Raw genomic sequence first — 17757 nt, forward strand, 5'->3', positions numbered from 1 at the left:
ATTGCAATCCTGCCCGCGGCGGTTGCCATTCCGCCGCGGGCAGTTTGCTTGATATCCGCCAGCGCTCGCCGCACCAGGTTTGGAAGTTCCGTCCTGCCGGCAACAGCCGCGTTTCGCAGGCCGCCTGTGACGATTATTCCCAGGACGCATGGCCGGGGGCGGCCGCCCGGTTGCTGACAAGCCCCGGCGACAAATTACGATGGAAGCAGGCCCGCTACTCGCTGCACGAGGGCAATCTGCCATGAGCGACGACCCCGAAACGCTGCCCTACAAGTCCGCCGAGCCCGACGAAGCCGCGGCCCCGCCGCACACCTTCGAGGATCTGGGGCGCAAGCTCGACGCCATGCCCCAGGTACAATCGGCGCAACGGCTGTTGGAAGAGGCTCGCGCCGAGTTGACCAAGGCCCAAGCGCATTACGCCCAGATCCGTGCCGATGCTGCGGCGCAAATGCGCTCCGTTCGTTCGGGCAACGTTGGCGACGTCGTCGAATCGACTCTGCAGTACGTCCGCCGGCATCCCGGACAGGGGGTCATCGGCTCCGTCTTGATCGGTTTTCTCCTCGGACGCATCTTGCGCCGCTAGTCTCGGTGCGCGCCATGAAATCGCCGCCACTCACGATCGCCGAATGCGAAACGGCCAAGCGCGAGCTTCGCGCCGAGATTGGCCGTCTGCGGCGGCGCGTCGATCGCCGGCTGCAAACGACCCGTGGCGAGCTGCGCGGCCTGGTGTCGTGGCAATCGCAGGTTCGCCGGCATCCGGCCTGGACGGTTGGACTGGGTCTGGGCCTGGGTTGGCTGCTGGCCGGCGGCTGGAATCGCTCACCCTGGCTGCGCACCTTCACCCGCGAGGCCGGCAAGCTGGCCGCCGGCTTGGCCCGCGAGCGCGCCTTCGGTGAATTGGCCACGTTCCTGCAAACCGCACTTCGTTCGCGTTCCAATTAGGCAATCGGCAAAGAACCGCATGTCGCCCGGCAACGATCGCTCTGACCCGCCGCTTGGGAGCGGCCTCGCCGCCGCGGGCGAGGGTCTGCGCGCCGATCTGCTGGCCTTGCTCACGGCCCGTGGCAAGCTGTTGCGCCTGGAACTGCAGGCGGCAGCGGCCGTGCTTCGCCGCGCGGCAGTCGCATCGACCGTCGGCGGCGTGTTGGCCATCGTTGGTCTGGCCGGGGCTCTCGTCGCCGCGGCGCCCTGGCTCGAACAACAGCTGGCGCTCCCCGCTGGCTCGGTCTTGCCGATCTTGTCGATCGTGCTGCTGGCCGCCGGGCTGACGATTCTCACCCAGGCATCGCGGCGATTCCGCCGCGACTTTGCCGGGCTGCGCGACACACTGGCCGAGACCCAAGAGGATGTGTTGTGGCTGCGGGAAATCCTTCACCGCGGCCCCCGCGGGGCCGATGATGGCATGCAGGCGCAGGGCGACTATCCGCCCGCGTAATCGCCGCACTGGCCCTGCCTTCGGCGGGTGACCTTTTGCTGGCCGCGGTTCCCCCTGGATCAACGGACGTGACAGCCCCTTATCTGATTACCGGCGCGGGCGGACAACTCGGCAGCGAACTTTGTCGCCAATTGGGCACAGCCGCGATCGGCTTGCCGCGCGAAGAGCTGGACCTGGCGGATCACGCCGCAGTCCTGGCGAGGATCGACGAGCTGCGTCCCCGGGTCGTGATCAATACGGCCGCATACACGCTCGTCGACAAGGCGGAGCAGGAGCTGGGACCTTGCTGGACGATCAACGCGGCGGCCGTGGGTCATCTGGCCGAAGCCTGCCGCAGAATCGACGCCACGCTCGTCCAGATCAGCACCGATTACGTGTTCGCCGGCTATACAAGCCACGGCAAGCCCTGGCGCGAGACCGATCCGCCGCGGCCGGTCGGGCAATACGCCTCGAGCAAGCTGGCCGGCGAAGCGTTGGCGGCGACCTGCCCGCGCCATTTCGTCGTCCGGACCTGCGGTCTGTACGGTCAATTGCGCCCGGGCGCCAAGACCGGTAATTTCGTCAACACGATGCTCCGCCTGGGACGCGAACGGGACCGCTTGCGGATCGTGGCCGATCAACAATGCACGCCGAGCTATGTGCCGCACGTGGCACGGGCCATCGAATTTCTCGCCGCGACCGAGGCCTACGGCCTGTATCACGTGACGAACGCCGGCGCGGTCCGCTGGTATGATTTTGCCGCCGAGATCTTCCGGCAGGCGGGTATCTCGATCGAGCTCGAGGCCATCACGACGGCCGAATACGGCGCGCCTGCGCCACGGCCGGCCTATAGCGTGCTCGACACCTCGAAATACTCCGCGTTGGGCGGGCCCGAATTGCCCGATTGGCGTGCAGGCCTGGCCGAGTACCTGGCCCTGCGAACGGCGTAAAGTCGCCACCCCGTGCCGGGCGCAATCCCGGCTTGGGTTTGCGCCCGAGGACCATCACCACGCCGAGAACGACTCGCTGTCGCCGGCCGAATGCGAGCGATATTGGGGAGCGTCCATGCCGAGCCGGGTCTTGAATTCCTCGAACTCTTCCTGGAATTGATCGCTCGACGAGTGGACGTGCTCGGCCTCGGTGATGAACTTGATCTGATCGCAGCAAGGAATGCCGTGACGCTCGAGCACGTCTTCGAAGGCCGTCAGGTCCTGCCCGTACATGATCAACAGCTTGTGCTCGTCGAACTGAATTTCCAGCGGCAGGTGCGGGTTTAATACCGCGATGCCTGTACAGCCGTCGTTGAGCAGCAGCTCCTCGTAATCGTAGAGAATGCTCTTGAGCACCGGCATGTCGATGTGCTCGCGGTAGAGATCGACGTGTCCGCGCTGCTCGCGGTTGTGGCTCGTTTCGAGCACGACGTCGACCTCGCAGCCCAGCGGCTCGAGCAGATCGATAAACAGCTCGAAGAGCTGTTCGCGCGAGGCGGCCGCCATGAGCACCGGCACCGACGAGTGATTCTCGTCGTCGTGGTAGACGTCGTGACGATAGCCTGCCTGCGGCACGACCTGCAGGTCGTAGGACGGGCGCACGGCGTCTGTCAGGAAGAAATCGCCGTAGCGCACGACGCCCAGATGGGCTTCGAGTTCTTCCTCGGAAAGCCGCTCAAAGCTGCTCGCCTGCACTTGGGGAGCGCCGTCGCGGAACACGCTGCGGAAAAACTTCTTCAGGAAACCCATCGATGCACGCACCTCGGTCGAGACTTCAGGCACTTCGCTGCAAGCCGCGTTCAGGAACGCAGCCCGAACAAACCTAGGTCACTCCCTTGGCAACGCCGAGCCGGGCGGGCGGCGCGGTAACGCCGAACCCAACTCGCGGTCGGAGCGATCGCTACGACCGTCATCCGTGTCCTGTTCGCCATGCGGCCTGCCCGCCCCGAACCGACCGCTGACCGGTCGCTTGCCCGAGGCGCCGCACGGCTGCCAGACCTACGAATAATCTAGCACTGTCCCGGCCGATGCGCGGCTTGCAGACCGCGTGGCCAGGCCAGATTTCTCTCCGCCGTTGTGAAGCTATTCGCGTTGAGCCGGAGATAGCCCGGGGTTCTGGGTCCACCCCGGGCTTCGCTCCGCCCCGCGTCAAATTCCGGTACCCTGGCCGCTCTCTTGGCGGGCGCCTCGCCGCCGCCCGCGCAACAAAAAGGGAAGTCACCCGCCTCCCAGGCCCGACGGCCTGGAAAAACGTCGGACTTCCCGTATCCGCTGCCTTGTGCCGCACTGCTGTCGGCGGTGCGAACGGCCCCCTCGGGTCTGCCGCGCTGACGGCGAGAGGTCTGTCGACCCGCGATGCCAGCACGGCACCGGCCGGCTTTTCGCGCCGTCCCGAGAGGGTTCGCTATACTTACTGGTCACTACGTAAACCCGCACGCGAGGGTTCAAGCCGCGATGGATATGGCGCTACGGATTGCCGGTCGCTCGGGCCAAGGCGGGCCCTGCTCATGGATGCGGACTGTTGTTCTAATCGTGCTGGCCGTGATGCCAGTGCTGCAAGTGCAGGCGATCGCGCGGGCCCAAGAGCCCCCGGCATCTTCGCCGGCGCAAACCACCTCGACGCTCAACGAGGAATACTGGGAGGCGATCTACCTCAAAGGCGCCAAGGTCGGCTATTCGCACACCGTGGTGCGCCCGGTCGAAGAAGAAGGTCGGCTGCTGTCGCGCATCGAGCACACCGATTTGCTCTCGCTCAGCCGGTTCGGTCAGACCCACGAAAGCCGGATCCTGCTAGTCAGCTTCGAAACCACGCTCGGCGAACTCGTACGGTTCGAGTGCCGCGCTGAATTGGGTTCGACTCCACTGGAATCGCGCGGCCGCGTGGCGGGAAGCGAATTGATCGTCGAGACCACCACGGCCGGCAAGCAGACCGCGGCGCGGCAACCTTGGCCCGCCGGCGGCGGCGGATTTCGGGCCGTGGCCCGCAGCCTGGCCGATCAACCGCTCGAAGTCGGCGACTCGCGCCAGGTCCAGGAGATGATGCCGCTGGTGAATCGACTCGTGCCGGTGCACCTGGCGGCCGTGCGTTACGAACCGACGCGTCTGCCCGGAGGCGAATACCGTCTGCTCCGCGTCGAGGCGCGCGCGCAGCTCGACCCACAACAGTCGATCGAAACGATCCTCTGGGCCGACCATCGGGGCCGAATCATCAAGAGCCGGCTCGACTCGCTCGACCAGGAATCGGTACGCACCACGTCGGACATTGCGCTGGCCCCCTCGACGGCCGCCGACTTCGACCTGGGACTCGATACGACGATCAAGCTCAGCTCGGCGCTGCCCGGCGGACACTCGAGCAGCCAGGCCCGGTACCGCATCCAGTTGCGCGACGGCGATCCGACCAAGGTCTTTCTCGTCACCGACGCGCAACAGGTCCGTTCGCTTGGCGATCATGCGGCCGAGGTGATCGTTACCGCCCGGCACCCCGCGCGCCCCCAATCCCAGGGCCCGCCCGCCTTGGCTCCGGGCGAAGACGCTTGCGCGGCGCCGTCCGTCGATGATCGCCGCGCCAACCACTTCATCCAATGCGACGATCCACGCATCGTCGCCATGGCCAAGGAAGCCGCCGGCGAACGGACCGATGCGTGGGAAGTCGCCGTGGCCTGCGAACAATACGTCCATCGCGCCATCACGCGCCAGAACTACTCGCAGGCCTTTGCCACGGCCGCCGAGGTCGCAGAAACCCGGCAAGGCGATTGCACCGAACACGCCGTGCTGCTGGCGGCCTTGGCCCGCGCCTGCGGATTACCGGCACGCGTGGCGATCGGCCTGGTCTACATCGAATCCGAGCAAGGCTTTGGCTACCACATGTGGGACGAAGTGTGGATCGACGATCACTGGTATGCGCTTGACGCAACGCTGGCCCGCGCCGGCATCGGTGCCGGCCATCTGCAGCTCGGCTATTCGAGCTTGGCGGGCGATTCGGCCTTCTTGAGCGTGTTGCCGGTAGCGCAGGTGCTGGGCCGGCTATCGATCGAAGTCGTCGAGGCCCATTGACGCCACGCGGGCGGCCTCGTGCCTCGCCGAACCCGCCCGCCTGTTGGGCCCGTCCTGTTCATTCGGGCAGCGTGAAGTCGCCGATGAACAATTGGCTCGAATGGTCGTCCGTCCGGCTGCTGGTCCACATCAGCTTCGCGCCGTCGGGCGAAAAGACCGGCAGCACGTCGGCCGCCGGATTGTCCGTGACCCGGGTGATGGGGCCGGGGTCCAGTTGACCGTCGCGCTCGGCGTAGCGCATCAACCACAGGTCGTAGTTCGGCCGGGCCTGCGGATCGCTGTGGTCGGCCCCCGTCCAGATGATATACGGCTTGCTCGGGTGCCAGTACGGGGCCCAATTGACGCCCACATTGTCGGTCAGGGCCACCTCGTGCTGGCCGTCGACGCCGATCGCGTAGATCTGCAAGAAGCCTTCCTGCTTGCGATCGCTACGGAAGATGACCCAGCGGCCGTCGGGCGAGATAAACGGACCGCCGTCGTAGCGCGGCGCGTTGGTCAATTGCTTCAGGCCCGTGCCGTCGGCATTCATGATGTAGATGTCGGGGTCGCCGTCGCGATCGCTGCAAAACGCGATTTTCTGCCCGTCGCGCGAATAGGCCCCCTCGGCGTCGTAGCCGGCCGTGTTCGTCAACTGCTTGAGCTGGCCCGGACGTTCGAGATCGAGCTCGAACAGGTCCATGTAGGGGTCGAAATCCCACTGGTAGCGGCGGCGTTTGCCGGTCCGGGCGTCTTCGGCCAATTGCTTGCGCTCGGCGTCCTCGGTGGCGTCAAGCTGCGGATCCAAATGGCTCGAAGCAAACAACACGCGCCGGCCATCGGGTGAAAAGTAGCTGCACGTCGTCCGCCCACGGCCGGTGCTCAACATCGTCGGTCGCGGGTGCTCGGCGGCCAGCGGCTGCGTGAAAATCTGGTAGAAGGGATAATCTCCCTGCACGGCCTGGTAGATGATCTGCGTGCCGTCAGGCGAAAAATAACCTTCGCCTGCTTTGACGAAGCCGTGGGTTACCTGCCGCACGTTCTTCAAGAACTGCGCCTCGAGTGCCGACTCGTTTGCCGGCTCGTCGGCTGCCACGCGACCAGACGCCGCACAGGCCAGCAAGACCGCCGCCGCAAATTGTCTGCACCGTGCGCCGCCCCCATTCAGTCGCGTGCCGCTCAACTGCATCGAAAACTCCGCTACAATGTTCTGCGATTGTCCTTGGCGGCTGGTCCCGGGGTGGGCCAACATGCCGCATTATAGGTTCACGCCTGCCCTGCCACGCTAGTCCCTGGGCGCTTGATGAAAATCTATACCCGCACCGGTGACCAGGGCGAAACGGGCTTGTTCGGCGGTCCCCGCGTCAGCAAAGACGCGCCGCGCATCGAGGCCTATGGCACCGTCGACGAGTTGAACGCGGTGCTGGGCCTGGTGTTGACGGCCCCGTTGCCACCGGCGATCGGCGAGATTCTCCGGCGCGTGCAGCACGAGCTTTTCGAGCTTGGCGCGCAACTGGCCACGCCCGACCCGGCCAAGCACAACCTGTCGCTCATCGGTCCGGACAAAGTGGCGGCGATCGAGGCGGAGATCGACCGTTACGAGGCAACTTTGCCACCCCTCAAGAATTTCATTCTGCCGGGCGGCAGTCCGGCCGCGGCCTGGCTGCATCTGGCGCGGACGGTGAGCCGTCGCGCCGAGCGGCGCGTGGTCACTCTGGCCCGGTCGCCCGGAGAGCACGTCTCGATCGATGCCGGTATCTACCTCAACCGGCTGAGCGACTTGCTGTTCGTCCTGGCCCGGGCCGTGAACGCCCAGGCCGGCGTCGCCGATGTACCCTGGCATCGACCAGCGGCACCATGAAGCGCTTTGGTCGCGTGCGTCGATCGCTCGCCGGTTGAGCAATCCGGCTTAGCGCGTCGCCACGAAGGCCATCCAGTAGAACACCCAGCCGGTGACGGCCGTCATGAACATGGCAAACGCGGCCAGCCGCGCCCAGAACATGTGACTCGCACTATGCGCCGACGGTGCGATGGGACTGGGGAATTGTCGCAATGCCCGGACCGTCACGGCAACCCAGAGCACGGCCGCACTCACAGCGAAGCAAAGATGCACCCACAGCGCCAGGTCCAGTGGAGACGTGCCGCTGGCGCTGGAATACGGCGACGCCTCGGCCCGGTCTCGCCAGCCATGCACGCGGATGTCGACCTCGAACATCGCGACCGCCGCCAGCAGCGCGACGGCCAAGGTCAACTGCAACACCTTGTGGATCGCGTACTGTCGGCGATATTTGACCAGCGCAATGCTGATCAGCATGACCGGCAGCACGAGCAGCATCGCGATCACCACCAGATCCAACATCAAGGAGCCGCGCGTTCCCAGGAAACCGTCGATTCCCGAAAACTTGGCGGGGGGTGCAGCAACTGCGCCCTCGGTGCCGACCGCCATGGCAAATACTTCGTGCATGCCTGAACGAGCTCGTGTGGGTCGCGAGTAGGTTCGCGCGCTGGGGCGCGTCGCCGCCCAATCGATTCCTCGGGCGTGCCCAAGATTGTAGCCATAACCTGTAAAGCGGCGAATGCCGGTTTGAGTGCGCCGCCGCACGGGCGGTGGCGCAGCAAACTTCCACTGCTCAAGTGTCTGAAATCGGCGGCGGAAGGGCCCCTTGCTTCGATGCTCGCACGCCGACTGCCCGGCAATCCGGTGGCCAACGCGACGGCTACTCCGGCGCGCGAGTGGCAAGCAGAAACGACGCAGCCGTCGATGAGCTGGCTCCGACCAACACTCACGCGCAGGCGACCGTGCACTGCTCGAAGACAGCCGCCTGTTGCCACGGGGCAAATTGCTGTCTCCGCGCGGCTCGCGGTTCCCGGCACGCTGCTGAGCCTCTAGAATTAGCCGTTTCGGCCGAGTGGCGGAATAGGCAGACGCAAGGGACTTAAAATCCCTTGGGGGGTAACCCCCGTGCGGGTTCGATTCCCGCCTCGGCCAGTGGTTTGACTGAGCTTTGTCGCTGTCCTGTTCGGACGTTCGTTTTTTTCGAGCATCCAGCAGACGGCGCATTCTTTCCGCAGCGTGCCCCGGCTGTGGGCAAGCCCTTGCGGCGCAGAACGGACGATCTTGTCCGATCTCCTTGGTCTTCCGCCGTTTGAAAGTATCAAGCTCTCGCAGCGCGCGATTAGCCGTCTCAAGCTGTTGACCGAGCTGCACGTGGGCGCGGGAATCGGCGATCTCTTGCGTGGCGGCTGTACCGTGGTGGACTCACGTCGATCTGCCGGAGCGCTGGGCCACGGAGCTGCGCGTCGGAAGCACTTCCGATGGAGCACTTCGTCAAGGCCCTGGGTATCGCAAACCGGTACGAAGAGGGAGTATCGTATGGTAGGCATGCAACGTTGACCGCGAACTGTCGCAGGCGATTGCAACAGCCTGCTGAGGCCTTCCGACGCTTTGGGCGGTGCGTCGCTCGACGGAAGATCCGGAGCTTTCATTTGACCACGCCCCCTCGAAGCCGTGCCGAAAGTCCGCGGGATTCACGCGATGCGTCGGCGGCGGGGCCACTCACAACTCGCCCCCTGCCGCGCCGATTTTCGATTGGGTGGAAGCTTGGCTGCCTCTGCCTAGCCCTGTGCGGCGCGATGGCGCTGTCCGAAATCGCGCTGCGCATCGCGGCGCATCTACTCGAGCGCGAGCAGGTCTTCACCGACGATCCCGTGCTCGGCTGGAAATGCTTGCCGCAGGCCCGCTATTTTGACACCAACGTCAATCCTTATCACATCGCGACCAATGCGCGCGGGCTCCGCGACCGGGATTATGCCTATGAGAAACCCGCCGATGCGTTGCGGGTGGTGGTCTTGGGGGATTCGTTCGTGTTTGGTGCCGGGGGCGTCGAGCAGCCGGAGCTGTTTACCGAGGTTCTGGAAAGCAACTGGCCCGGCGTCGAAGTGATCAACATGGGCGTCATCGGGTACAGCCCCGATCAAGAGTTCCTGGCCTTGAAGACCGAGGGCATCCGGTACCAACCCGATGTCGTCGTGTTGTGCCTGTTCTACAACGACGACAGAGAGTTCTTTTTTTCCAACAATCACGACGTCTTACGTCCGAAGTGCTATCCGGTGCTGGCCGACGGACAGATCTACTTTGAGCCGCCGCGCTACACCGCGTGGTATCCGGCGTCGCAACGCAGCTATTTTCTGGCGTTGCTCAACCGTGCCTCGAAGATCTGCAATCGCGCCAGCGCCGAACAGCGCGATGCCGAGCAGTTGGCAAAGCTTTCGCCCGAAACACGCGTCGCGACATGGCGGCAGTACTTTTTCGACGTCGACGCGTATTGCCGCGAGCACGGCGCCGAGCTGGTCGTCGTGTACTTTCCGTTGCTGCACGAGTTCGCCGATCGGCACGGCTTCATTCACCGGCTCGACCCGGAGATGCGCCAAGTCGCCGATCAATTGTCACAAAACCTGATGATCCGGTTCTTGGACCTCTCGCCTCGACTTTGGCAAGCATCCGCCAGACAGGAGTACCCGGTGCGTTTTCCGAACGACTGCCACCTGACGCCCTACGGCCATTGGCTGACGGCCAATGAGTTGGCGTCGTTCCTGATGGGTCAAACGTCGCTCGGCCGTCGCTGCCGGGTGCCTCCCTCGATCCCACCTTGGCTCAAGCAAGGTGGTTGACGAGCGGTGCGCGTCGCAAGCGCGACTTCAGCCGCGGCGTGTTGGCGCGCCGCCGGGCGATTCGCAGTGATCGGCTGACGCATGGCCACGTGCTCGCTACACGTCATTTACAGGCCGTGCCCGATGTTGTATCTAGAACGGCCCTGGGCTTGGTGCGACATTGGGACATTGTCATTTTCCCCAGGCGCGATATGTCTACCGAGTCGATCGCGGCGCCGGCCTTGCGCCAGCGTCTTGCGCGGCTGGCGGCTGCTGGCGTGCTGCTCGGCTGCGCCGCGGTGCTCCTCGGCTATTGGCACGAGCTGCTGAACATCTACCTGGAAACCGGGCGCCGGTCGTTCTTCCGGTGGCTGTTCTATAAAGAGCACAACACGTTTTGGAAGGCCACGGCCGTGGCCGCGCTGGCGGCGACCGTCGGATCGTTGCTCGTGCGCTGGCTGGCGCGGAATCGGACTGCGAAACCCGATCGCTGGTTGTGGCTGGGGCTGTTCGTCTGGCTGGCGGCGGCCATGGCGCTGTGGCTGTACAAGGCGTCTGCCATCTCGCAAGAGCCGACGCTCGCGGCCGGATTCGCCGCTGCCAGCACGTGGGTCATCTGGCCCTGGCTGGCCCGTTTGTCGGGGTGGAGCGTTCGGGCTCGGTGGTCCGTTTTGGCCGGACTGATCGGACTGGTCGTCCTGTTTGCCGCCGGCGTGCGGTTCGACGGCATCGACGGCGCCTCGCAGGCGAATTTCACCTGGCGATTTCGACCTGCGCAGCGCGGTGCGGCGCGAACTGCGTTGCAACCGACGGACGCCCCCGCTGCACAAGGTTCGGCAACAACCAGCACCCCCGCACGAGCCGATGCGCCGTCGGATTATCCACGATTTCGCGGTGCCGATGGCCAAGGCACCGTGAACGGCGCGAACCTGGACCGCGATTGGACCCAGCATCCGCCGGTCGAGCGCTGGCGCCGTGCGGTTGGCCTCGGCTGGAGCGCCTTTGCCGTGGCCGGCGATCATGCCGTGACGCAAGAGCAGCGCGGCGAAGAGGAATGTGTCGTCTGTTACCAGCGCGACTCCGGGCAAGAGCTGTGGATACACAAGGACCCGGTGCACTATGTCGAGCACGCCACGGGAGACGGCCCCCGCGCCACGCCCACGATTGCCGGTCAGCGCGTGCTGACCTTGGGCGGCACGGGCGTGCTCAATTGTCTGAATCGGCAGACGGGTGAGCGGCACTGGTCGGTCGATCTGTTGGCGGACAACGATGCCCCCCTGCTCCGTTACGGCATGTGCGGTTCGCCCTTGGTCGTGGGCGACCTGGTCATCGCCTGCGCGGGAGGCGTGCACGATGCGTCGCTCGTCGCGTACCACGTCGAGTCGGGCCAGCGGGCGTGGCGTGCCGGCCAGGACGAAGCGGCCTATGCCTCGCCGGCACTCATCCGCCTGGGTAACACTGAACAGGTCGTCGCCCTCAACAAGGCCACGCTCGAATCGCGCAATCCGGCGACCGGCGAGCTCATCTGGAGCACGCCGTGGTGGAAAGACATCGAGGCCATGAATTGCTCGCAGGTGTCGCCCTTGGGCGACCGGCGACTCTTCCTGGCCACGGGCTATGGGAAAGGAGCGACGCTCTACGAACTCACCCCGGGCGTGCTACCCTGGCAGGTCGGCGTCGTTTGGAAATCGCGCGATCTGCAGTGCAAATTCTGCACGGCCGTGGTCCGCGATGGCTTCGCGTATGGTCTCGACAACGGCATCCTGGCTTGCATCTCGCTCGCAGACGGCAAACGTCAATGGAAGAAGGGTCGCTACGGCCACGGACAGATCCTGCTGGTCGACGACCTGCTGCTGGTGCAGGCCGAAAACGGCCACCTGGTGCTGGTCGAAGCCACGCCGGAAAAACACAACGAGCTGGCCGACGTGGCGGTGTTGGAGGGCAAAACCTGGAACCACCCGGCCTTGGCCGACAACCAGTTGTTCTTGCGCAACGATCATGAAGCCGTGTGCCTGGAACTGCCGCGTATCGAGCGCCACACGGCGAGCGCGCCCTGATGGGGGCCTCGTCGAGGTCGCTGCGAACGATTTCCTAAGATTTGTTAAGGCTATGCCATCTAACCCAGACAATTCCTCCAGGCTCGGTTAATTCCCCTTAAGAGGGATGCGACTGCGTTGTCGGCGTTGCAGTCAGGGCTAAACTCGGGCCGTGGGTTTCTGATGCATCGTGTGGGGTCAGTCCATCGGTTGCCGGCCACGACTCGGCGACAATCGGTGCGTTGGTCAGGGCAAATCGTCGTCGTGCACGCGGGCCTGTTGCGCGCTGATCGCGCGCGACATCTTCGTCGCACGGACAGACCCTCTTGTATCGAAGCCGCGGCTCGGTGAGCAGCAGGGATCGGGCAGTTGTTGGATAGCTGCCTCGAGACGATGCCTGCGGATGATTCATGGAGCCCAGCCGCGCACGCACTTGTCGACAATTAACCTTGCGAGCCGTTGTGCTTTCGGGGCGCTAAGACAGAATCGAGAATTGAACAACTCGAAGCGAAGGTGTGGGAACCGACGTGGCTTCGACTGATGTAGTTACGACTGCTGCTGCAGCGGCTTGCGCGCCTGCGCACAAGGTGTCGCTGCACACGACGCCCGGACGTGGTCTGGCAGCGATGTTTTTGCAGGCTGCCGCCGTGTATCCGGACCGACCTGCACTGCATGTGCAGGGTAAATGCCAGACCTATGCGCAACTCCGTGACCGAGTGGGCCGGGTCGCGCGTGTCCTCTCCCGGCAAAACTTTCCGGTGCCGCGGCTCGGCGCCGTCTTCGGTTCGCGTACCGCGGCCGTCTACGAGGGGCTCCTAGGCACGCTCGTCGCAGGCGCCGGTTACGTACCGCTGAATCCGCGGTTTCCCGCGGCCCGTAATCGCTTCATGCTCGAAACCTCGGGCGCGACGACGCTGGTCGCCGACCACCATTTCGTCGAGCAGCAGGACGAGATCCTGAGCGAGGTCGAGCGCCCGCTGTGCGTCGTACTGCCCGAGGTTGCCGACGCCGGTGAATACCGCCGCCGCTTTCCGCGTCACGAGTTCTTCGGCGCTTCCGACCTGGAGGCCGCGAGCCCGCTCAAAGAGGCACCCGCGGTCTGTGACGACGCCTTGGCATATATCTTGTTCACCTCGGGCAGCACCGGGGCGCCCAAAGGCGTGATGGTCACGCATCGCAACGTAATGCATTATGTCGAGTGCATGTCGCGGCGCTATTGCATCGGTCCGACCGACCGATTTTCGCAAACATTCGACCTGACGTTCGACGTTTCGGTCTCCGATATGTTCGTCTGTTGGCCCAACGGGGCGTGCCTGTGCGTGCCCACGGCCAATGACATGCTCGCGCCGGCCAAGTTCATCCGCGAGCAGCAGGTGACCGTCTGGTTCTCGGTGCCCTCGGTGGGCATCCTGATGAAGCGGATGAACCTGTTGAAGCCCGAGGCGTTTCCGAGCGTGCGGTGGAGCTTGTTTGCCGGCGAACCGCTGCCGGCCAGCATTGCCGCGGCGTGGAAGATCGCGGCGCCCGACTCGCACGTCGAGAACCTCTACGGCCCGACGGAAGCCACGATCACCTGCACGGTGCATCGATTCGATCCGGCGGACGACGCGCGCGACGGCACGGTGCCGATCGGCCGGGCGCTGCCAGGGCTCAGCGCCGCGATCGTCGACGAGCACTTGCAACTGGTTCCCGCCGGGGAGATCGGCGAGCTGTGCATCGCTGGGGCCCAAGTCGCGGCCGGCTACTGGCAAGATCCCGAAAAAACGGCCGATAAATTCGTGGCCATGTCCTGGCATGCCGGTCCGGACAATCGCTGGTACCGCACGGGCGACCTGGCGTGCGTGAATGAACAAGGCGACATCCTCTACCGCGGACGCGCCGACGAACAGGTGAAGATTCGCGGTTTCCGCGTCGAGCTCATGGAAATCGAGCACGTCCTCAAGAGTGCCGCCGGCACCGAGTTCGTGGCCGTGCTCGCCTATCCGCGCAACGAGTTGGGCCCGTTGGGCACCACGGCTTTCCTGTCCGGTTCGACGGTCGATCCCGAGTCGATCCTGGCCGTGGCGCGCGAGCGTCTGCCCAACTACATGGTCCCGCAGGAATTGATCTTCCTGCCGGAAATGCCGCTCAATGCCAATGGCAAGATCGATAAGAAGTCACTCAAACAGCACCTGGAGAACGCATGACCACTCCTGCGGACATCAAGCAGTTTCTCTGCCAGCACCTGCGGCGCAAGCTCGCCAAGGCCGGAATTGACGATCCGGCCGACAACCTGAGCCTGACCGAGAGCGGCCTGGTCGATTCGTTCGGCCTGCTGGAAATCGTGATGGCGGTCCAAGACAAGTTCGGTATCCAGGTCGACGTCAGCGAGGTCGACATCGAGGCGTTCACCACCGTCGGAGGTTTTTGCCGGATCGTATCGGGCTATGCAACCGCGGGCAGCGCGACGGTCTAACGCCACAGCGGTCCGCCCCTGGCCGCTGGCCGGTTCTCTCGCCGAGTTGCCCTTGGCCCGTTGCCAGCCGCGACGAGCTCCTGCCGGGCAAACCACACAACACCGCGTACGTGCCCACCGATCATGACCCCTGCCGGTAAGACGGAAATTCGCCCGCTGCACGTCGCCTTGTTCGTCGGGGCGTTTGCGGTCGTGGTGCTCGGCATGGAGACCGTGACTTCGGCCTGGTTGGGCGTGCGCGGCGACGCGAAGCTCGAGCGACCCGCCTACATGGTCGACGTCGGCCGCGATGCGAAGACGATTCCGCCGGCTATCTCGGATCGCCCAACGGTGCTGTTGCTGGGCAATTCGCAGATGTACAGCCTGGCCGGGCGGCATCGCGGCGAGCCGCTGCGGAACGAAACGACCAGCACGCTGTTCGACCAATTCGTCCAGCGCGTCGACGGCTACCTGGGAAGTCACCTGGTGACCTACTACCGGCTGGCTTATCCCAACCAGTTGCCGTTCGAATATCTGACGACCTACTGCGATCTGCTCTCGCGCGGGTACCGGCCGAACGTCGTCGTCATGGCCTGGAACTGGCCGAACATTGCCCGCGAGCGCGATCTGCGGCACAGCATCCACCTGTACTACAAACGCCCCGAATACATCAGCTGGCTCGTCGGCCACCTCGAGAATCTCGATACGCCGGGCTCCAAACACGTCCTGGCTGCGGTCCAGGCCGAGATCCGCAAGGCCCGTATCGAGATCGAAAAGCAGGACGCCATGTCGGATGCCGACAAGCTCGATCACGAGGCGGTCGACTGGCTGGCTGAACACACGACGCTCGTCGGCCAAAGCTCGGAGATTCGCAGCCGCATCTACCGTTCGGTCGTGAACGGCTTCCAGGAGCGCGTGGTGCAAAACGTCGAGGGCTATCAGCGCGGCGTGATCGAAGCCGACCTGGAATTCAACCAGCACTGCCTCAGTGCCTTGCTTGCCCTGATGAGCCAGTACCGGGCCAAGGTGCTGATTTATGAGGAGCCGGTCCGCGGCGATATGGCGTCGTTCGTCGAGACGTCGCGGCACTACGAAGTGCTCAGTCGCCTGGTCTCGGTCGCCCGAGGCTACGGGTTCGACTTTGTCGACGCGCGTGAAGTCGTACCCAACGAGTACTGGGGTTGGGCCGGCAATTACCCCGATCGCGGCCACTTCACCGAGACGGGGCACGAGCTGCTGGCCGAGTTCCTGTTCCAAACCGGCAAACAATGCGGGCTCTGGGATCACTTGAAGACGGGCGTGTCTGTCGACGACGCGCAAGCGTTTGCCGGCGAGTTGCAGCAGACCGCAGAATAACCCGCCTCGACTCCTTCCATCGCTGCGTGATTCATGCGCTTCGTTTCGCCGGTTTTTTGGATCTTCCTGCTGTCCGTCGTGATCGTTCTGGGCCTCTTGCCCCGGTCCTGGCGCAAATGGTGGCTGCTGGTCACCAGTTATCTGTTCTATGCCTCGTGGCATTGGCCCTACCTGGCGCTGCTCTGCGGCTGTGCGGTGCTCACCTGGTGGGGCGGCAATTGGATTGCCCAAGTCGAGGGCCCCCTGCGCGCTCGGCGCGGCTGGACCATCATCTTGATCAACGTCGCAGTGTTGGTGCTGTACAAGTACCTCGACTGGACCATCCTGCAGTTGCGCATCGTCAACCGGCTGCTGGGCCTCTCGTTCGAGATTCCGTATGCCGAGCTGGTCTTGCCCCTGGGCATCTCGTTTTATCTCTTCGAGTCGAGCAGCTACATCTTCGACGTCGTCAAGAAGCGCGAATCGCCGCACGGCTTCTGGGACGTGCAACTGTTCATTGCCTTCTTCCCCAAGCTGATCGCCGGGCCGATCATGCGGGCCAAGGAGTTGATGCCCCAGTTCGAGGGTGAGTTGCGGCCCACGGCTCGCGATCTGCAAGAAGGGCTGACGCTGATCGCCACGGGGCTGTTCACCAAGGCCGTCCTGGCCGACTCGATCGGACCACAGGTCGACGACGCCTTCGCGCGCGAGGCCGTCGCGCTGGGCTCGACCGACGTGATGGTCATGTCGATGGCCTTCGCCGTGCAGTGCTATCTCGATTTCTCCGCCTACTCGCGGATCGCCCTGGGGGCAGCGCAGATGTGCGGGATCCGCCTGGTCGAAAACTTCAACTTCCCGTTGAGCGCAACGTCGCCGCCCGACTTCTGGAACCGCTGGCACATGTCGCTGTCGCGGTGGATTCGCGACTATGTCTACTATCCGCTCGTCGGTGGCCGCGTGACGCTGGGCAACATGTGCCGCGCCACGATCCTTGCCATGACCATCTGCGGCGTCTGGCACGGCGCGGGCTGGAAGTTTGCCGTCTACGGGCTGTACCACGGCTGCCTGATCGCCGCTTATCACGTGTTCCGCTATGTCACGCGGAAGTACCAGCCCTTGGCCGAGGACGACACCTGGGCCGGACGGATCGTGGCGGGCCTATCGGTCGTCGCGCTGAACGTCGCGCTCTGGCCTGCCTGGGCGATGTTCCGTGCGGACGATTTCCGGCATGCCCTGCAATTGTTGGCCATCATGTTCATGCCCTGGCAACACTCGGTCCGGTCGCTGTCCGGCACGTTCTATCTGCACGTCGCCACGCTCATGGCCTTGGTGTGGATGGCACCCTACCTGGTACCTGCCCTGAAACAGCTCGGCGCCGAGATCGGCGCCAAGGTTTCACAGCGTCGCCAGGGCTGGCTCTCGGCCACCGGGGGAGCCGTGACCGGCCTGTTGTTCGCGCTGTGCCTGGTCTATTTGCGCGGCAAGCTGACGTTTATCTATTTCCAGTTCTGAAGCGGGCCCCCCGATTGGTCTGCGACCCGATCGTGACCGAGCCTCTTGGGGGGCAAACGTCGCGCGGCGGCGGCTCGCAGGGGCAGTCTTCGGCGCCGGCAAAAAACAGGACCGCGGTTCTGGAATAAACTTGCCACTCGATGGGCGTCGTATAGTCTATGCCTTGGCGTCGGGCGGAAGCAAAGTTCGGCGGCGAATCAGAGCTGTTTCGAACCAGCTTCGTCGTTGCGTGAGTGTCAGTAGCCGCCTTGCAGCGAGGCGTTGACCGGCACAGGGTCTCGGCCGTGATGGGCAAGGGCCCGCCGCTTGCGCGTTCGATGCGGCGCGAATAGCAGTTAGTTTCGGTTCGATCCTAGT

General features: G+C 64.5%; 15 protein-coding genes and 1 tRNA gene. 13 read left to right on the top strand and 3 right to left on the bottom strand.

Annotated features, from left to right (window positions below; all coding sequences use genetic code 11):
* The first annotated feature begins 241 nt into the window (after window positions 1-241).
* From K1X74_04505 to rfbD, 4 genes are all read left to right on the top strand, one after another.
* Window positions 242-583: a hypothetical protein gene (locus K1X74_04505; protein MBX7165589.1), complete on the top strand. Its 342-nt coding sequence runs from the start codon at window positions 242-244 to the stop codon at window positions 581-583.
* Between the two features lie 14 nt (window positions 584-597).
* On the top strand, window positions 598-942 hold the full coding sequence (locus K1X74_04510; GenBank protein MBX7165590.1) for a hypothetical protein: 345 nt from the start codon (window positions 598-600) through the stop codon (window positions 940-942).
* A 19-nt stretch (window positions 943-961) separates the two neighbouring features.
* The gene (locus K1X74_04515; GenBank protein MBX7165591.1) at window positions 962-1435 is read left to right on the top strand and encodes a phage holin family protein; all 474 of its coding nucleotides are present in this window, start codon (window positions 962-964) and stop codon (window positions 1433-1435) included.
* A 68-nt stretch (window positions 1436-1503) separates the two neighbouring features.
* Window positions 1504-2364, top strand: a complete 861-nt coding sequence (gene rfbD, locus K1X74_04520; protein MBX7165592.1) for a dTDP-4-dehydrorhamnose reductase — start codon at window positions 1504-1506, stop codon at window positions 2362-2364.
* Between the two features lie 54 nt (window positions 2365-2418).
* On the opposite strand, the gene K1X74_04525 is transcribed toward rfbD, so the two are convergent.
* On the bottom strand, window positions 2419-3153 hold the full coding sequence (locus tag K1X74_04525; protein MBX7165593.1) for a hypothetical protein: 735 nt from the start codon (window positions 3151-3153) through the stop codon (window positions 2419-2421).
* Between the two features lie 762 nt (window positions 3154-3915).
* Between K1X74_04525 and K1X74_04530 the strand changes: the two genes are divergently transcribed.
* Window positions 3916-5457, top strand: coding sequence for a lasso peptide biosynthesis protein (locus K1X74_04530; protein ID MBX7165594.1), 1542 nt, complete (start codon window positions 3916-3918; stop codon window positions 5455-5457).
* A gap of 58 nt (window positions 5458-5515) precedes the next feature.
* Here the strand turns inward: K1X74_04530 and K1X74_04535 are convergent, their stop codons facing one another.
* Window positions 5516-6601 carry a biopolymer transporter Tol gene (locus tag K1X74_04535; protein MBX7165595.1) on the bottom strand — a complete coding sequence of 362 codons (1086 nt, stop codon included), beginning with the start codon at window positions 6599-6601 and terminating at the stop codon, window positions 5516-5518.
* A gap of 135 nt (window positions 6602-6736) precedes the next feature.
* Here K1X74_04535 and K1X74_04540 point away from each other — a divergent pair, with 135 nt between their 5' ends.
* Entirely contained in the window at window positions 6737-7294 is a 558-nt protein-coding gene (locus K1X74_04540) for a cob(I)yrinic acid a,c-diamide adenosyltransferase (protein ID MBX7165596.1), read from the top strand.
* A gap of 48 nt (window positions 7295-7342) precedes the next feature.
* Here the strand turns inward: K1X74_04540 and K1X74_04545 are convergent, their stop codons facing one another.
* Window positions 7343-7879: a DUF420 domain-containing protein gene (locus K1X74_04545; protein ID MBX7165597.1), complete on the bottom strand. Its 537-nt coding sequence runs from the start codon at window positions 7877-7879 to the stop codon at window positions 7343-7345.
* Between the two features lie 457 nt (window positions 7880-8336).
* On the opposite strand from K1X74_04545, the gene K1X74_04550 reads away from it, so the two are divergent.
* The 7 genes from K1X74_04550 to K1X74_04580 all read left to right on the top strand — a co-directional run bounded on the left by K1X74_04550 (window position 8337) and on the right by K1X74_04580 (window position 17400).
* Window positions 8337-8422: transfer RNA gene (locus K1X74_04550), tRNA-Leu, on the top strand.
* 644 nt (window positions 8423-9066) lie between these two features.
* Window positions 9067-10104 carry a hypothetical protein gene (locus K1X74_04555; protein MBX7165598.1) on the top strand — a complete coding sequence of 346 codons (1038 nt, stop codon included), beginning with the start codon at window positions 9067-9069 and terminating at the stop codon, window positions 10102-10104.
* 191 nt (window positions 10105-10295) lie between these two features.
* Window positions 10296-12140 (top strand): PQQ-binding-like beta-propeller repeat protein, encoded by a 1845-nt coding sequence (locus K1X74_04560; protein MBX7165599.1) that lies wholly within the window; start codon window positions 10296-10298, stop codon window positions 12138-12140.
* A 605-nt stretch (window positions 12141-12745) separates the two neighbouring features.
* Complete coding sequence (locus tag K1X74_04565) at window positions 12746-14305, top strand: amino acid adenylation domain-containing protein (GenBank protein MBX7165600.1); 1560 nt, start codon at window positions 12746-12748, stop codon at window positions 14303-14305.
* Window positions 14302-14574, top strand: coding sequence for an acyl carrier protein (locus K1X74_04570; GenBank protein ID MBX7165601.1), 273 nt, complete (start codon window positions 14302-14304; stop codon window positions 14572-14574). The genes K1X74_04565 and K1X74_04570 overlap by 4 nt, the downstream gene beginning before the upstream one ends.
* Window positions 14575-14697: 123 nt before the next feature.
* Complete coding sequence (locus K1X74_04575) at window positions 14698-15909, top strand: hypothetical protein (GenBank protein MBX7165602.1); 1212 nt, start codon at window positions 14698-14700, stop codon at window positions 15907-15909.
* A 33-nt stretch (window positions 15910-15942) separates the two neighbouring features.
* Window positions 15943-17400, top strand: a complete 1458-nt coding sequence (locus K1X74_04580) for a hypothetical protein (protein ID MBX7165603.1) — start codon at window positions 15943-15945, stop codon at window positions 17398-17400.
* The last annotated feature ends 357 nt before the right edge of the window (window positions 17401-17757 follow it).

This window comes from Pirellulales bacterium, from assembly GCA_019694435.1.
In the GTDB taxonomy this organism is placed as follows: Bacteria; Planctomycetota; Planctomycetia; order Pirellulales; family JAEUIK01; genus JAIBBZ01.

Bases quoted from the DNA above. Each gene is read 5' to 3' on its own strand.
- K1X74_04570 (MBX7165601.1), top strand. From the start codon at position 14,302: ATGACCACTCCTGCGGACATCAAGCAGTTTCTCTGCCAGCACCTGCGG.
- K1X74_04555 (MBX7165598.1), top strand. From the start codon at position 9,067: ATGGCGCTGTCCGAAATCGCGCTGCGCATCGCGGCGCATCTACTCGAG.
- K1X74_04575 (MBX7165602.1), top strand. From the start codon at position 14,698: ATGACCCCTGCCGGTAAGACGGAAATTCGCCCGCTGCACGTCGCCTTG.
- K1X74_04565 (MBX7165600.1), top strand. From the start codon at position 12,746: ATGTTTTTGCAGGCTGCCGCCGTGTATCCGGACCGACCTGCACTGCAT.
- K1X74_04540 (MBX7165596.1), top strand. From the start codon at position 6,737: ATGAAAATCTATACCCGCACCGGTGACCAGGGCGAAACGGGCTTGTTC.
- K1X74_04580 (MBX7165603.1), top strand. From the start codon at position 15,943: ATGCGCTTCGTTTCGCCGGTTTTTTGGATCTTCCTGCTGTCCGTCGTG.
- K1X74_04510 (MBX7165590.1), top strand. From the start codon at position 598: ATGAAATCGCCGCCACTCACGATCGCCGAATGCGAAACGGCCAAGCGC.
- K1X74_04530 (MBX7165594.1), top strand. From the start codon at position 3,916: ATGCGGACTGTTGTTCTAATCGTGCTGGCCGTGATGCCAGTGCTGCAA.
- K1X74_04515 (MBX7165591.1), top strand. From the start codon at position 962: ATGTCGCCCGGCAACGATCGCTCTGACCCGCCGCTTGGGAGCGGCCTC.
- K1X74_04545 (MBX7165597.1), bottom strand. From the start codon at position 7,879: ATGGCGGTCGGCACCGAGGGCGCAGTTGCTGCACCCCCCGCCAAGTTT.
- K1X74_04505 (MBX7165589.1), top strand. From the start codon at position 242: ATGAGCGACGACCCCGAAACGCTGCCCTACAAGTCCGCCGAGCCCGAC.
- K1X74_04525 (MBX7165593.1), bottom strand. From the start codon at position 3,153: ATGGGTTTCCTGAAGAAGTTTTTCCGCAGCGTGTTCCGCGACGGCGCT.
- K1X74_04560 (MBX7165599.1), top strand. From the start codon at position 10,296: ATGTCTACCGAGTCGATCGCGGCGCCGGCCTTGCGCCAGCGTCTTGCG.